This window comes from Marinactinospora endophytica (genome assembly GCF_054780875.1).
Genome location: NZ_BAAGVM010000016.1, coordinates 60941 through 75357 on the forward strand (window position 1 = coordinate 60941; position 14417 = coordinate 75357).

Annotated in this window: 11 protein-coding genes and 1 pseudogene; 7 read left to right on the forward strand and 5 right to left on the reverse strand. The window is 72.2% G+C overall.

What is annotated here, in order from left to right:
- Positions 1 to 69 precede the first annotated feature (69 nt).
- From ACYVHU_RS24325 to ACYVHU_RS24335, 3 genes are all read left to right on the forward strand, one after another.
- Complete coding sequence (locus tag ACYVHU_RS24325) at positions 70 to 1203, forward strand: glycosyltransferase family protein (RefSeq protein ID WP_498949583.1); 1134 nt, start codon at positions 70 to 72, stop codon at positions 1201 to 1203.
- A 250-nt stretch (positions 1204 to 1453) separates the two neighbouring features.
- Positions 1454 to 2350, forward strand: a complete 897-nt coding sequence (locus ACYVHU_RS24330; protein WP_078761759.1) for a DUF8832 domain-containing protein — start codon at positions 1454 to 1456, stop codon at positions 2348 to 2350.
- Between the two features lie 27 nt (positions 2351 to 2377).
- Positions 2378 to 4705 carry a heavy metal translocating P-type ATPase gene (locus ACYVHU_RS24335; protein ID WP_078761758.1) on the forward strand — a complete coding sequence of 776 codons (2328 nt, stop codon included), beginning with the start codon at positions 2378 to 2380 and terminating at the stop codon, positions 4703 to 4705.
- Between the two features lie 24 nt (positions 4706 to 4729).
- Here ACYVHU_RS24335 and ACYVHU_RS24340 read toward each other — a convergent pair whose 3' ends face one another.
- From ACYVHU_RS24340 to ACYVHU_RS24350, 3 genes are all read right to left on the reverse strand, one after another.
- Positions 4730 to 5362, reverse strand: a complete 633-nt coding sequence (locus ACYVHU_RS24340) for a TetR/AcrR family transcriptional regulator (protein WP_498949584.1) — start codon at positions 5360 to 5362, stop codon at positions 4730 to 4732.
- A gap of 235 nt (positions 5363 to 5597) precedes the next feature.
- Positions 5598 to 6218, reverse strand: coding sequence for an AAA family ATPase (locus ACYVHU_RS24345; protein ID WP_078761756.1), 621 nt, complete (start codon positions 6216 to 6218; stop codon positions 5598 to 5600).
- 6 nt (positions 6219 to 6224) lie between these two features.
- On the reverse strand, positions 6225 to 6533 hold the full coding sequence (locus tag ACYVHU_RS24350) for a TFIIB-type zinc ribbon-containing protein (protein ID WP_432937324.1): 309 nt from the start codon (positions 6531 to 6533) through the stop codon (positions 6225 to 6227).
- Positions 6534 to 6832: 299 nt separating this feature from the next.
- Between ACYVHU_RS24350 and ACYVHU_RS24355 the strand changes: the two genes are divergently transcribed.
- On the forward strand, positions 6833 to 8476 hold the full coding sequence (locus ACYVHU_RS24355; protein WP_498949586.1) for a serine/threonine-protein kinase: 1644 nt from the start codon (positions 6833 to 6835) through the stop codon (positions 8474 to 8476).
- A 105-nt stretch (positions 8477 to 8581) separates the two neighbouring features.
- On the opposite strand, the gene ACYVHU_RS24360 is transcribed toward ACYVHU_RS24355, so the two are convergent.
- A complete protein-coding gene (locus ACYVHU_RS24360) occupies positions 8582 to 9070 on the reverse strand; it encodes a DUF7144 family membrane protein (protein WP_498949587.1) in 489 nt (162 codons plus the stop codon).
- 198 nt (positions 9071 to 9268) lie between these two features.
- Positions 9269 to 10213: a DUF4429 domain-containing protein gene (locus tag ACYVHU_RS24365; protein ID WP_078761752.1), complete on the reverse strand. Its 945-nt coding sequence runs from the start codon at positions 10211 to 10213 to the stop codon at positions 9269 to 9271.
- Between the two features lie 509 nt (positions 10214 to 10722).
- Here ACYVHU_RS24365 and ACYVHU_RS24370 point away from each other — a divergent pair.
- The 3 genes and pseudogenes from ACYVHU_RS24370 to ACYVHU_RS24380 form a co-directional block, all read left to right on the forward strand.
- Positions 10723 to 10788: pseudogene (locus ACYVHU_RS24370) on the forward strand (hypothetical protein); the annotation flags it as partial.
- A complete protein-coding gene (locus tag ACYVHU_RS24375; protein WP_200813622.1) occupies positions 10784 to 12958 on the forward strand; it encodes a glycosyltransferase in 2175 nt (724 codons plus the stop codon). The pseudogene ACYVHU_RS24370 and the gene ACYVHU_RS24375, both read left to right, overlap by 5 nt.
- Entirely contained in the window at positions 12958 to 14382 is a 1425-nt protein-coding gene (locus ACYVHU_RS24380; RefSeq protein ID WP_078761751.1) for a glycosyltransferase family 2 protein, read from the forward strand. The genes ACYVHU_RS24375 and ACYVHU_RS24380 overlap by 1 nt, the downstream gene beginning before the upstream one ends.
- Positions 14383 to 14417: the final 35 nt, after the last annotated feature.

The following is a 14417-nucleotide window of genomic DNA, read 5'->3' on the forward strand; positions in this document are numbered from 1 at the left end:
AGTGTTCACCGTCCGTGATTGGCTCATCCCGTGATGTGACGCATCCCGGGAGCCGACGAGGAGGAGAACATGCCCCACCCATCCGCCCCGGCCCCGTCCCGTCGCCTGCGCGTCGCCCTCTACGCCGATGACAGCCGCCACCTCGGCCCGGCCTGCCGCTCCAAGGCCATCGCCGACGCGCTCGCGGCGATGACGCCGGCGCCCGAGACCCTGGTCTTCGCCCGCGCCGCGGAGACGGCCGCGCTGCACTACCCGCCCGGGTGCGAGCTCCGGCGCCTTGGAGCCGGCCCGGGGCGGGCGGCGCGCGAGCTCGCCGCGGCGCTGCGGGCCTTCGCGCCCGACGTGCTCATCGTCGATCGCCGGCCCGACGGGGCCGAAGGCGAGCTCGCCGCGGCTCTCGACGTGCTGCGCAGATCCGGGCGGACCAAGATCGTCCTGGGACTGCTCGACGTCATGGAGGATCCGGCGCGGGCGGCCGTCGAATGGGCCCGCGTCCGCGGCTGCACGGCACTGCGGCGCTGGTACGACGCGGTGTGGGTGTACGGGGACCGGGGGGTCGCCGACCCGGTGGTCGGGCTGGGGCTGCCCCCGGACCTGCGTCCCCTCGTGTCCTCGGTCGGTTACCTGGGCCGTTCCGGCGCGCTCCCGCCCGGCCCTCCGGTGACCTCGGCGGACTCCTATGTCCTGGGGCTGTTGAGCGGGGCCGGGGACGCCGAGCAGGCGCGCGCGTTCGCCGCCATGCCGCTGCCGTCGGGGGTGCGCGGCCTTCTGGTGACCGGGAGCAGGCTGCCCGCTGCGGCCCGGTCGGAGATCCACCGCCTCGCCGCGGGCCGGGAGGACATGACGGTCCTGGGATTCGTCTCCGATCCCGGTCCCTGGTTGGACGGCGCAGCGGCGGTGGTCACCACGGGCGGGTACGGCGCCGTCTGTGAGGCCCTGGGGCGGCGGTCGCCACTGCTCGTCCTGCCCCGGTCGAGGGTCGAGGAGGAGCGGGTGCGCGCTCTTCGGCTGGCCGAGGCCGGTGCGGCCGACGCGCTCAGGCCCGGAACGGCCACCGCGGGGCGTCTGGGGGCCTGGGTCGCCGGGGTGGTGCGGGGCGGCGGGCCCGTCCCGGAGGCGGTCGACGTGGGGGGCCTGTCGCGGATCGCGCATCTGGTCTGCGACATCGCGGGCGCGCGGGACAGGGCGCCGGCCCGGGCCTGAGCGGGGGCGGACCGGCGGGATCGGGCGGGGCCGTTCGGGCCCCGACCCCTTCTTGCATACCCTGGGGGGGTATGGTAGTCCTGAGGGTGAACGAGGAAACGGGCGGCGGCCGGAGACGGCCGGGCCCGTGGTGACCTTCGGGAGGAACCATGTCCACCGCCGTCCGCAGCGACGTGGGCGCGCGCCCCGCCGCATGCGCCGTCCCTTCCCCCGGCACGCCGGCCGTGAGCCGCGGGCCGGAGGTGGGGTGATGAACACCCCGGCGAAACTCGCGGTCTACGGACTGGGGCTCGCGGTGGTGTTCGCCACCGCCATGGGCGCCGGATCCCTGGCGGCCCCCTATGTCCCGACCGCCGTCGAGGAGGCCGCCCACAGTACGGACGGGCACGCGCCGGCCGCCCCACCACCGGGAGGACTGGAGATCTCCCACGAGGGGTACACGCTCGACCTGGACACGTTCTCGGGGACACCGGGGGAGGAGGAACCCCTCTCCTTCCGGATCCTGGGCCCTGAGGGGCGCCCCGTCACCGCGTTCGACGAGTCCCACGACGCCCGGATGCACCTCATCGTCGTCGGCCGCGACATGGCCGGCTACCGCCATCTGCATCCCGAGATGGACCCGGACGGCACCTGGAGCGTCCCCTACGAGCCGAGCGAGCCCGGCCCCCACCGGGTGATCACCGACTTCGTCCCCGGCGAGGACGGCGCCGGACACACCCTCGGAGCCGATCTCGCGGTTCCCGGCGACTACGCGCCCCAACCACTGCCCGCGCCCTCCTCGACGGCACGGGTGGACGGCTACACCGTCGAACTGCGCGGAGACCCCTCCCCAGGAGGCGACGGCGCGCTCACCTTCACCGTCACCCGGGACGGCGCCGCGGTCGACGACCTCCAACCCCACCTCGGAGCCCACGGCCACCTGGTGGCGCTACGCGCCGGCGACCTCGCCTACCTGCACGCCCACCCCGAGGAGCGGGACGGCGAGACGGGACCGGACATCGCCTTTCGAGCCGGTTTCCCCTCCGCGGGCGACTACCGGCTCTTCCTCGACTTCAAGCACGCCGGCAAGGTGCACACAGCGGAGTTCACCATCCGCGTCGACGCATCCGCCGACGGCCACGACGACAGCGCGGACCCCGGCCACTGACCCGGGTCCGCCCCTCCGGGAGCGGGAATGGACAGCAGCGACAACACGACACGAACACCCGGCGGCCAGATCGAGCTGACGATCGGCGGCATGACCTGCGCCTCCTGCGCCGCGCGCGTCGAGAAGCGGCTCAACCGGCTCGACGGCGTGACCGCGACGGTCAACTACGCCACCGAGAAGGCGCGGGTGACCTTCGATCCCGGCGTCACCACCGACGATCTGATCGCCCAGGTCGAGAAGGCGGGCTACACCGCGGCCCTCCCCGAGCCGCCGGCCGCGTCCCAGGACGCCCCCGCCACCGAGGACGGCGATCCCACCCGGCCGCTGCGTGACCGGCTCCTCGTCAGCGTCCTGCTATCGATCCCGGTCATCGCGATGGCCATGGTCCCGGCGTTGCAGTTCACCTACTGGCAGTGGGCGTCCCTGGCCCTCGCCGCGCCGGTCGTCGTCTGGGGGGCGCTGCCCTTCCACGTCGCCGCCTGGAAGAACCTCCGGCTCGGCGCGGCCACCATGGACACCCTCGTCTCCCTCGGCACGATCGCCGCGTTCGCGTGGTCGCTGTACGCGCTGTTCCTCGGCAGCGCCGGTGAACCCGGCATGACCCACCCGTTCGAGCTGACGATCGCCCGCACCGACGGTTCCGCCGACATCTACCTGGAGGTCGCGGCGGGCGTCACCACCTTCATCCTCGCCGGCCGCTACTTCGAGGCCCGCTCCAAGCGCCGGGCCGGCGCCGCCCTGCGCGCCCTGCTCGAACTCGGGGCCAAGGACGTCGCCGTCCTGCGCGACGGCCGCGAGCAGCGCGTCCCAGTCGACTCCCTCGTCGAGGGCGACCGTTTCGTGGTCCGCCCGGGTGAGAAGATCGCCACCGACGGCGTGGTCGAGGAGGGGTCCTCCGCCGTCGACATGAGCATGCTCACCGGCGAGTCGGTGCCGGTCGAGGTGGGCCCCGGAGCCGGCGTCGTCGGCGCCACCGTCAACGCCGGGGGCCGGTTGGTCGTGCGGGCCACCCGGGTCGGCGCCGACACCCGCCTCGCGCAGATGGCCCGCCTGGTCGAGGACGCGCAGAACGGCAAGGCCGAGGTCCAGCGGCTCGCCGACAAGGTCTCCGGGGTGTTCGTCCCCATCGTGATCGCGCTGGCCGTCGCCACGCTCGGCTTCTGGCTGGGCACCGGGGCCCCGGCCGCCGCGGCGTTCACCGCGGCCGTCGCCGTGCTGATCATCGCCTGCCCGTGCGCGCTGGGCCTGGCCACCCCCACCGCGCTGCTCGTCGGCACCGGGCGGGGCGCCCAGATGGGCATCCTCATCAAGGGGCCCGAGGTCCTGGAGACCACGCGCGGGATCGACACGATCGTGCTGGACAAGACCGGGACGGTCACCACCGGCCGTATGACGCTGCTCGACGTCACCGTCGCCGAGGGGGAGGACGCCGACGAGGTGCTGCGCCTGGCCGGCGCGCTGGAGGACGCCTCCGAGCACCCCATCGCCCAGGCCATCGCCGCGGGCGCGCTGGCCCGGACCGGCCGGCTCGCGCGGGTCGAGGAGTTCGGCAACGTCGAGGGCCTGGGCGTGCGCGGAGTCGTCGAGGGCCGCACGGTGGTCGTCGGCCGGCCCGCCCTGCTCGCCGAGCGGTCCTGGCCCCTGCCGCGCGAGCTCGAAGAGGCGCGTGCGGCGGCCGAGGAGCAGGGCCGCACCGTGGTCGCCGTCGGCTGGGACGGCAGGGCCCGGGCCGTCCTCGTCGTCGCCGACGCGCTCAAGCCCACCAGCGCGCGGGCGGTCCGGCGGCTGCGCGAGCTCGGTCTCACCCCGATCCTGCTCACCGGCGACAACACCGCCGTGGCGCGGTCGGTCGCCGAACGGGTCGGGATCGACGAGGTCGTCGCCGAGGTCCTGCCGAGCGACAAGGTGGACGTCGTCAAACGCCTCCAGGCCGAGGGGCGGACCGTCGCGATGGTCGGTGACGGGGTCAACGACGCCGCGGCACTGGCCCAGGCGGATCTCGGCCTGGCCATGGGGACCGGCACCGATGTCGCGATCGAGGCGAGCGACCTGACCCTGGTCCGCGGCGACCTGCGCGCGGCCGTGGACGCGATCCGGCTGTCCCGCCGCACCCTCGCCACGATCAAGGGCAACCTGTTCTGGGCGTTCGCCTACAACGTCGCCGCGCTCCCGCTCGCGGCGGCCGGACTGCTCAACCCGATGATCGCGGGGGCGGCCATGGCGTTCTCCAGCTTCTTCGTCGTCGCCAACAGCCTGCGGCTACGCCGGTTCGCGCCGCTGGAGGACGACAGCGACGGGAGCGCACCGACCGGTGGGTCCCCCGACCCCGAGCCGGTCACCTCCGCCTCCTCCTGAGGCGGAGAGGGCGGACCGGCCGGATCAGCGTGCCGGTCCGCCCTCCACCGCACCGAGCCGCCGGATGAGCCCCAGCGTCGTCTCGATGACCTCCTCGGCCTCGGCACGTGTCGCGCAGACGGCGACCTCGCGTCCGGCCTCGCCGATGACACTGGTAAGGATCGCGACGGTCACCCGTTCGGCGGGGGACCCGCCGGCGCCGAGCAGGACCGTGTTGCGGCGCACCCAGTCGCGTCCACTGGAGCGGCGCGTGGTCTCGAAACCGGGCGGCCCGTCACCGTCCATGAAGAGCCGCGACAGGTCGCGCCGCTCCCACGAGCCCTCCAGGAAGGCTCGCGCCCCCGCGCAGAACAGTTCCAGCGGGTCGTCGACCCCCGCCTCGCGCGCCCGGGCGACGGCGGTGGCGGCCCGTGTCTCCTGCGCGTGGTGGTGCTCCTCCCACAGGGCGAGGAACAGTTCGGCCTTACCGCCGAAATGGTGATAGACGCTGCCGACGCTGGAGCCGGTGCGCTCCACCAGGTCGGCGATCGCCGCCCCGCTGTAGCCCTGTTCGGTGAACACCTCGCGCGCTCCCCGCAGCAGCGCGCTGCGGGTCTCGGCGGTACGGCTCCACGTCCAGGCGCCGGGACCACGTCCCCCGTTCGCCCCGCGTGCCATCGGCCCACCCGTCCGTTCGCCCCATCGCCCGCAGGCGAGTGAAAATCGGTCCGCGGCGACGGCGGCGCGGCCGTCGCAACATCTCTTGACAGTAAGCGATGGCGGTATCACCCTGTGTCGGGACCGGATCGGTCCCGACGACGGCGGGAGGGACGCGGTGGAGCGCGGAACGGGGCCGGGGCATCGGGCGAGGCACCGCGAAGGCGGAGCGTCCTCCCCGGCCCGCCCCCATGGCTCAGCCGCCGGTGACCCACGCGCACACCGCCTCGGCCGTGGCCTCCACCGGAACGTGTGTGGTGTCCAGAAGCGTCATGGGGGGATCCATCCGGTCCGCGCAGGAGCGGATCCACGCGGTGTACTCCAACGTCTCGGCGATACGCGGCTCGTCCCACTCCCGCCAGGCCGGACGGGCGCGCAGCCGCTCGGCCAGCACGTCGGGGTCGCACACCAGGGACAGGTACCGGATCTCGGCGAACAGGGCGCGTTCGGGCAGCGGCTCCAGCTCGGGAGGGACGACCGTGCCGCACAGGACGGCGGGCCGGCCGTTCTGGTGGATCATCGAGATGACCCGCAACCACGCCGACCGGAAGGCCCGATGGTCGTCGGCGGGGTCACGCAGCCCGGCCAGCCACAACACGTCCTGCTCCAGCACGACGAACCGGTCGCTCAGCCGCTCGCCGAGCAGCCGGGCCACCGTCGACTTGCCCGTCCCGCTCGGCCCGGTCACGCAGTACAGCGGCAACCGGTGGAACCGGCGCCGATGGCCGCACGCGGCACAGCGGATCACCGGTTCGTCCGGTTCGACCAGGGGGACGTCGGTGCGCGCGCCGCAGCGCGCGCAGATCAGCAGGTTCACCTGACGTCAGTCGAACAGTTCCCCGAGGAAGCTCTTGCGGCGGTGTCCGTAGGGCTTCGGGGAGTCGGGGTAACCGTGGCCGTAGCCATAGGGGGCGGGAGAGTCCGGACGGCCGCGGTAGGGGGCGGGGGAGTCGGGACGCCCACGGTAGGGGGCGGGAGAGTCGGGACGGTGGCCGCCGTAGTGGGCGGCGCCGCCACCGTAGTGGCGCTGCTCGGCGGCGGTGATCTGCTCCAGCTCACCGGCGTCGAGGAAGATCCCGCGGCAGCGCTCGCACTGCTCGATGTGGATCCCCATGCGGTCGAAGGTCATCATGCGGCTTTGACACTTAGGACAAATCACGGCGCCATCGTACGCAACAATCCCCGTCGGGGGAGGAGGACCCCTGAGGCGTGGGCCACACCGTATTCCCGGCCCGGACCCGACCGTTTCGGCTCCCCGGCCGTCCGCGGCGGGTGTCGGGGCAGGTCACCGGATGGGACGGTGGAGCGGTGGCCGCCGGAACCCCCGATACGGCCGGATGCGGCCCATCCGCCCTCCCGAGGGCTTTTACACTCCCCAGAGTGGCGCCGCGGCCTCGCGGGCGTTCGCCTCCCTACCGAGGAACCTCTTCTATGAGCACTGAGCAATCTGAGCCGGGACGCCTGCTCGTCGGGCGTTACCGGTTGTCCCATTTGATCGGCGAAGGCGGCATGGGGCGGGTGTGGCAGGGCACCGACGAACTGCTGGACCGCCCTGTCGCGATCAAGGAACTCACCATCTCCGCCCAGCTCCCCGAGCGTGAGATCACCATCCTGCGGACCCGGATGCTCCGCGAGGCGCGCAGCGCCGCCCAGCTCAGCCACCCCTCCATCATCACGGTCTTCGACGTGGTCGAGAGCGACGACCGGCCGTGGATCGTCATGGAACTGGTGCGCGGCAGTTCGCTGAGCGAGCTCCTCAAGGAGCACGGCGCGCTCCCGCCGACCCGTGTGGCCAAGATCGCCCTCCAGGTCCTCTCGGGGCTCGCGGTCGCCCACCAGCGCGGCATCGTGCACCGCGACATCAAGCCCGGCAACGTGCTGATCGCCAAGGACGACCGTGCCGTGCTCACCGACTTCGGCATCGCCCGGCTGGAGGACAGCAACACCCAGCTGACCAGCACCGGCAACCTCCTCGGCTCGCCCAACTACCTCGCCCCCGAACAGGCGCGCGGCCAGCTGGCCGGCCCCTCCACGGACATGTGGGCGATGGGGATCACGATGTACGCCGCCGTCGAGGGCAAACCGCCGTTCCAGCGTTCCACCGCGATGGCGACGCTCACCGCGATCGTCACCGAGGAGGTCCCACCGCCGACCTCCGCCGGCCCCCTGCGCCCCGTCCTCGACGGACTGCTCGACAAGGACCCCTCGCGTCGCCTCACCGTGGAGGAGGCGGTGGCGATGCTGCACCCCATCGTCGTCGAGGGGCAGGCCGAGGAGGACGGCGAGGCCACCCGGGTCGCCCCCGTGGCGGCGGGCCCCGTCCAGGCCGAGTCCACCGCCGAGTTCGCCTCCGTGGCGCCCCCGCCCGGCCCCGGCCGCAGACCGGTGACCCGGTTGCTGGTGCCGGCGCTGCTCGCCGTTGTCGGGCTGGTGCTCGCGGCCGCGCTGGGATTATGGCTGGCCAACGGGAACGCCTCGGACCAGCGGGGAGACGCGCCCGTGGAGCCCTCGGAAGTCCCGGCGCAGGCCCCGGAGACGGTTCCCGCGTCGGCGGGGGAGAGCATCGCCGCCGACCCCACCGCGGCCGAGGAGCCCGAGCAGGAGGACGACGCGGAGGACGCGGCCGAGGACACGCCGATGCGGCGGCACGAGGACCCCACCGGCTTCGGGATCGAGGTTCCCGAGGGGTGGGAGCTGGAGCGGCGCGACAACGGGGTGTTCTTCACCAACCCCGAGGGCGGCTACCTCCAGATCGACCAGACCGACCAGCCGGGGGAGGACGCGCTGGAGGACTGGAACCGGCAGGAGGGGGCGATCTCCTCGAACTTCGGCGGCTACGAGAAGGTGGCCATCACCCGGCTGGACGACGACTCCCTCAGCCTCGACGACTACGTCAGCGCCGCCGACTGGGAGTTCACCTTCGACGGCTCCCAGGGGCGCATGCGCGCGGTCAACCGGGCCTTCCACACCGAGGAGAAGGGGTACGCGCTGTTCCTGGTCTCCACCGAGGAGGATTGGGAGACCAACCGCGCGCTCCTGGACGAGATGACGCGCTCCTTCGAGCCCGCGGACTGACGTTCAACGGCCGATCCCGCCCTCGGGAGCCCTCCGGCGGCGCCGGAGGACGTCCAGGGACGGGATCGGTTCCGGACCGGCGTGCGGCGCGGTCCGTGCGGCGGGTCAGGTCCGGTGACGTTCGTGCGCCCCCTGCGGGGTGTGGGCACCCTCGGAGTGCATCCCCGAGCGCTGCTCCGGCATGCTGATGCCGGAACCCCCCGCGCGCTCCCCCGGTCCCGCCGCGGCCCTGGACGGCCACCTGGCCGTGAGCCCGTAGATCGCCAGGACGTCGAGGGCGATCATGATCGCCGACCACCACGGGAACGAGTTCAGGAAGGCGAGCTGGGCGAGCGCGTTCACCGCGACCACCGCGATCGTCAGCACGCGTGCCCAGGTCGCACCGCTCATCAACGAGAACGCGGTGACCACCATCAGGATGCCCCAGAGGGTGAGCAGGACGCCCCACCCCGTGAAGCCGAACAGCAGCAGGTTGTCTTCGGAGGTTGCGAAGAACCCCGGTCTGAACCATGAGACCAGGCCGTGCAGGATGTTGAACACGCCGGCCAGGAGCATCATGGTGGCCGCGAAGGCGACCCATCCGTTGACGCGCATTCTCATGCCTCCCCCTGAGAAGCCTCGTGGGCGGGCCGTATTCCTTTCCGGACCTTTTCGGCCGGCCCCGTCCCGCCTCTTTCCCCAGCATGCGCCAGGACGGGGGAAAGGTAATTCCAGGGAATGGTCATGGCCTTCCAAAACCCGCTTCGGCATGCTCGGCCGGCGGCGTCCGCACGGATAGGGGGACGGGCGGTCTCACAGTCGATCCAGCAGTTCGGCCTTCTTGTTCCGGAACTCCTCGTCGGTCAACAGGCCCTCCTCGTGGAGCCGGCCCAGCTCGCGGATGCGGTCGTAGATGCCGCGGGCCACGTCGTCGGCGGGGAGGGGCTGTGGCGAGGGCGGCGTCCCGCCCGCCCCCAGGGCATTCGCCCCGGCCTCCAGTGCCGCCGTCTCCCCCCGCCGGGCCGACACGGCCTCCTCCCGCGCCCACAGGTGGGCGGTCACGGTCGCGGCCATCAGCAGGGCGCGCGCGCTCTCCCGCGCGCTGTCCTCGGTGAGGAGACAGTGCAGGTCCTTGCTGGGCTTGACCGGCTGCGCGGTGGAGGACCCGTGCGTCACGACACGCAGGTACCCCTCGTTCCAACCGTCGCCGGGCGCCCACTCGACCCGCCGGATCTCCTCGATCGGGAACTCGCGCCGCTGCTCCTTGTGCTTGCGGGAGGAGGCGTCGCCGGACCACGCCAACAGCAGGGTCCGGCCGTCGAACGCCGCCGTCCCCTCCGAGGTGCGGATGTGCAGCGGCAGGGGCGGGACGAGGCCGACCGCGAACCTCTCGGCCGGACCCGGGTCGCCGGTGTCGCGCGTCGCCTCCACGGAGAAGGAGAGCTGGTCGGCGTAGTACTCGGCGACGAGTTCGGTCGAGGCGTCACCGGTCAGGTGGAACGGCAGGCTCTTCTCGGACAGCGCCGCGCCGACGGCGGCGAAGGGGTCGGCGTGGTCGCGTAGCCGTAGCCGCAGATCCCAGCTTCCGCGCCGGCCCTTCTTGGGGGTGAAGTCGACCGAGGCGATGGCGGCCAGCGGTACCTCGCAGCCTCCCAGCTCCTTCAGCAACGGAGCGACGCGCCATCCGGACCGGTAGCGGATGAGGACCTTCTCCCCGTCGAACCGCCACGTCGCCTGATTACCGTGCAGATCGTCCATTCCACCATCGTAGGGCGGAAACGGATAACGCTCGGATGTCACCGAGGTGACAGCGGACGTCCGGATGCGGCATCTCTCGGTGGATATCCCACTCCTCTTCTCCCCCGTCAATGGGGTGATCCGTTCCGGGAAAGAATGTCCGCGGCATCTTCTCCACCGGGAAGCGAAGCATGTCCACGGAGAAGGGAAAGGGGAATCAGCCTGTGGGGAGCGAGGTTTCCGAGATCCCCCCAATAGCCGTTCCTGCGTTGTCATGCTCCCCGGAAACCGGTCGGGGCAATTCACGTGTCGCCGTCCCCAAACGCGATGCGGGGAGACGTGGGTGTGCTTGCCTGGGAATATCCGGTTCTCCGGGACGCGATTCCCGCGCATTTCGTAATTCTTCTCCGAGACCGCGGACGGGCGTTCCCCGTGAATCGTGGAACAGCCCATGCCGTGCGCTTCCCGGGAACCGGGTGTCCTTTCGTTTCCGCCCTCACGGAGGGGGTTCAGTGGGTGTCGCTGTGGTGATGCCGGCTTACGACGAGGCCGAGAACCTCGAAGCGGTCGTGGAGGACCTGCTCCGCCCCCTTGAGAGGGCCGGCGAGCCCCACCGGGTCGTCGTGGTCGACGACGGCAGCCGCGACGCGACGGGACGCGGAGGAACCCGCGACGTGCTTCCCCGGCCGGGTCGAGGTCGTCCGGCACGAGGAGGACCGCGGCTACGGGGCGGCCGTGCGCAGCGGTGTCCGCGCGGCCCTGGACCGGACCCGGGCCTCGTGGGTCCTCCTGACCGACTCCGACGGCCAGTACCGTGCCGACGCTCTCCTCGGCTTCCTGCGGACGGCCGCGAGGGAACGGGCCGACGCCGTCATCGGCTACCGCGCCCGCCGGGCCGACCCCCTGCACCGCAGGGTCAACGGCGCGCTGTGGACGGGGCTGAACCGGCTGCTGCTGCGCACCCGGGCGCGTGACGTCGACTGCGCCTACAAGCTGGTGCGCCGCAGCGTGCTGGAAAGGGTCGACCTGCGCGGCGAGGCCGCCGCAGTCTCGCCCGAGCTCGTCGCCAAGCTGCGTGCCGTGGGTGCCAGGATCGTACAGCGGCCGGTGGAGCACCATCCCCGCACCCACGGCGAGCAGACAGGGGCCGACCTGGGTGTGATCTGGCGTTCCCTCGTCGGGATGGTCGCGATCTGGGGCGAGCTCGCCCGGGCGGGCGTGGCCGGCCGTCTGGTGCGCCCCCGTGATCCCGCCCTGGCCGCTCTCACCACCGGAGCGCTGCTGCTGTCGGTGCTGGCCTACGTCCACTTCCTTCCCCTCACCCTCGCCTATCCCGACGCGATCTCGCACCTGCTCATCGCCCGCAGGGTCGTGGACTCCCCCACTCCGGGGCTGGCCCAGCTCGGCGGCGTGTGGCTGCCGCTGCCCCACTTGTTGGCGCTGCCGTTCGTCTGGTTGGACTCCTGGTATCTGTCGGGGTTCGCGGCCTCGCTGATATCGATGGCCTCCTACGTCGTCGCCACCCGCTACCTCTACAAGACCGCCGCGCTGCTCACCGGTGACCGGGGGGCGGCGCTGATCGCCGGCCTGGTCTTCGCCGGCTGCCCCGGGGTGCTCTACCTCCAGAGCACCCCGATGACCGAGCTGCTGATGATCGCCTGTGTCGCCGCGGCCACCCACCACCTGACCGTGTGGTGCCGTACCGGCGGCCACCGGAACCTGACCGCCACGGCCGTCGCGACCCTGCTGGCCACCCTCACCCGCTATGAGACGTGGGTGTTCGCCCTGGCGGTCGCGGTCATCGTCGCCCACGTCGAATGGCGACGGTCACCGGTCGGCCAGCGGCTGCGCCGCACCGAGGCCAACGTGATCTTCTTCGGCCTGGTGGGTTGCGCCGGCGCCGTGGGCTGGGTGCTGTGGAACGCCGTCATCTTCGGCGACCCCCTCTTCTTCCAGAACGGCGACTACGCCAAACCCTCGCTGTGGGTGTCCGACCAGGAGGCGACGGTCGGCGACTGGGCGACCTCGACCATGACCTACCTGTACGCGATCATGGGGGTCGCGGGCGGCATCCTGCCCTTCCTCGCCGTCGCCGGCCTGGTCGTCCACCTGGTGCGGCGGCGCGGCGTCGCCCCCCTGGCGCTGCTGGTCTTCCCCCCGTTCTTCGTCCTCGCCCTCTACTCGGGACAACGGCCCCTGCACGTCGAGGAGATCACCGGGGACCTCTACAACGTGCGCTTCGCGCTGGTCATGCTCCTGCCGATCGCGCTGTTCACCGGCTGCCTGGCGGCGGAGGTGCTGCGTACCCGGGTGGCGGTGACCCGCCGGGTGGTGGGCGCCCTCGTCGGCGGCGCCGCCGCGGCGATGAGCCTCATGGGAGCGGTCGGCGACGGCGACGTCGTGGTCCTGCGCGAAGCCCAGCAGTTCAGCTCCGCGCCCGCCGAACAGGCCGCCGCGCGCACGGCCGCCTGGCTGCGCGACAACTACGACGGCGGGCGGGTCCTCATGGAGTCGTTCGGCAACGAGACCGTCATGTTCCACTCGCGGCTGCCGGTCCACCAGATCGTCTACGAGGGCAGCTACCGCAGGTGGGAGCCTGCCCTGGCCGACCCGCGGGCCAACGACATCCGCTGGGTGCACATGCGGCGCACCCCGGGCGCCCCCGATCGCGTGTGGTCGGCGCTGGACGAGACGTCGCGGCTCCGCGACTACTCGCTCGTCTACGAGGACGCCGACCGGGTCGTCTACCGGTTGAGGGAGGCGTGATGTCCCCGGTGGCGGAACACCCCGACGGCGCCGTCCCCGATGCGGGCGCGCGCACCCTGCTCAGCGGGGGGCAGCGGGTGACGGCCGCGGCCGGGCTGGTGGTGCTCGTCGCCTGTCTGTTCCTGTACGGCGCCACGGCGGTGGCCACGGCGCTGCTCGCCGCCATCACCGTCGTCTACACCGCGGTCCTCGTCTTCAAACTGCTGATGGTCTACGGGTCCGACGGGGCGCACGTGATCCGGTTCCGCGCCGTCGACCTGCCTGCGCACACCGACCTTCCCGACTACACGGTCCTCGTCCCCCTCTACCGCGAGGGGAGGGTGCTCCCCTCGCTGCTGGAGCGGCTCGCCGCCCTGGACTACCCGCTCGAACGGTTGCAGGTCCTGCTCCTGGTCGAGGAGGACGACGAGGAGACCCGGGCCGCGATCCCCGAGGTCCTGTCGCCGGTCTTCGAGACGGTGCTCATCCCACCGGGGCGGCCGAGGACCAAGCCGAAGGCGTGCAATGTCGGCCTGGCCCAGGCCCGGGGCGAGTTCTGCGTCATCTACGACGCCGAGGACCGGCCCGAACCCGATCAGCTCCGCAAGGCCGTGGCGGCGTTTCGCTCCCTGCCCGGCTGGGTGGTGTGCGTCCAGGCCGAGCTCCAGTACTGGAACCCCTGGACCAACTGGCTCACCCGCTGTTTCGCCGCGGAGTACGCCCTCAACTTCAGCCTGTTCCTTCCCGGCCTGGACCGGTACCGGCTGCCCATCCCGCTGGGTGGGACCTCCAACCACTTCCGGACCGACGCCCTGCTGGAGCTGGGCGGCTGGGACGCGCACAACGTCACCGAGGACGCCGACCTGGGGGTGCGCATCGCCCGTCGGGGATGGGGGGTGCGGATGATGGCCTCGGTCACCGAGGAGGAGGCCAACAGCCGGCTGGGCAACTGGATCCGCCAGCGCAGTCGCTGGATCAAGGGGTATCTGCAGACCTGGCTGGTCCACATGCGCTCTCCGGTCCGGCTGTGGCGCGAACTCGGCACATCGGGGTTCCTCTCCTTCCACCTGACGGTCGGCTTCCCGACCTTCGCGGCGCTGGTCAACCCGGTCTTTTGGACGTTGACGGCCACCTACCTCGTCGTCGGCCCCGACCCGATCGCCCCGCTCTTCCCCCGGCCGGTCCTGTACCTGGGCATGGTGACGATGGTCGGGGGCAACCTCCTGCTGCTCTACGGGCACATGGCGGGCTGTATGGAGCGGGGGATCCACGGCGCCGTGCGCACGATGCTCGCGCTCCCGTTCTACTGGGCGTTGATGAGCATCGCGGCCTACAAGGCCGTCATCCAGCTGGCCAGGCCCAGCCGGCGCCACTATTGGGAGCTGACCGAGCACGGCCTGGTCGAGGAGGAGCCGCTGGCTTCCGGCGGGGCCCGCGCCGGCTGACCAGGGCGTCACCCTCGTCGAAGGCGCGCTGGGCC

Bases quoted from the DNA above. Each gene is read 5' to 3' on its own strand.
- ACYVHU_RS24355 (WP_498949586.1), top strand. From the start codon at position 6,833: ATGAGCACTGAGCAATCTGAGCCGGGACGCCTGCTCGTCGGGCGTTAC.
- ACYVHU_RS24325 (WP_498949583.1), top strand. From the start codon at position 70: ATGCCCCACCCATCCGCCCCGGCCCCGTCCCGTCGCCTGCGCGTCGCC.
- ACYVHU_RS24330 (WP_078761759.1), top strand. From the start codon at position 1,454: ATGAACACCCCGGCGAAACTCGCGGTCTACGGACTGGGGCTCGCGGTG.
- ACYVHU_RS24335 (WP_078761758.1), top strand. From the start codon at position 2,378: ATGGACAGCAGCGACAACACGACACGAACACCCGGCGGCCAGATCGAG.
- ACYVHU_RS24350 (WP_432937324.1), bottom strand. From the start codon at position 6,533: ATGATGACCTTCGACCGCATGGGGATCCACATCGAGCAGTGCGAGCGC.
- ACYVHU_RS24380 (WP_078761751.1), top strand. From the start codon at position 12,958: ATGTCCCCGGTGGCGGAACACCCCGACGGCGCCGTCCCCGATGCGGGC.
- ACYVHU_RS24360 (WP_498949587.1), bottom strand. From the start codon at position 9,070: ATGCGCGTCAACGGATGGGTCGCCTTCGCGGCCACCATGATGCTCCTG.
- ACYVHU_RS24340 (WP_498949584.1), bottom strand. From the start codon at position 5,362: ATGGCACGCGGGGCGAACGGGGGACGTGGTCCCGGCGCCTGGACGTGG.
- ACYVHU_RS24365 (WP_078761752.1), bottom strand. From the start codon at position 10,213: ATGGACGATCTGCACGGTAATCAGGCGACGTGGCGGTTCGACGGGGAG.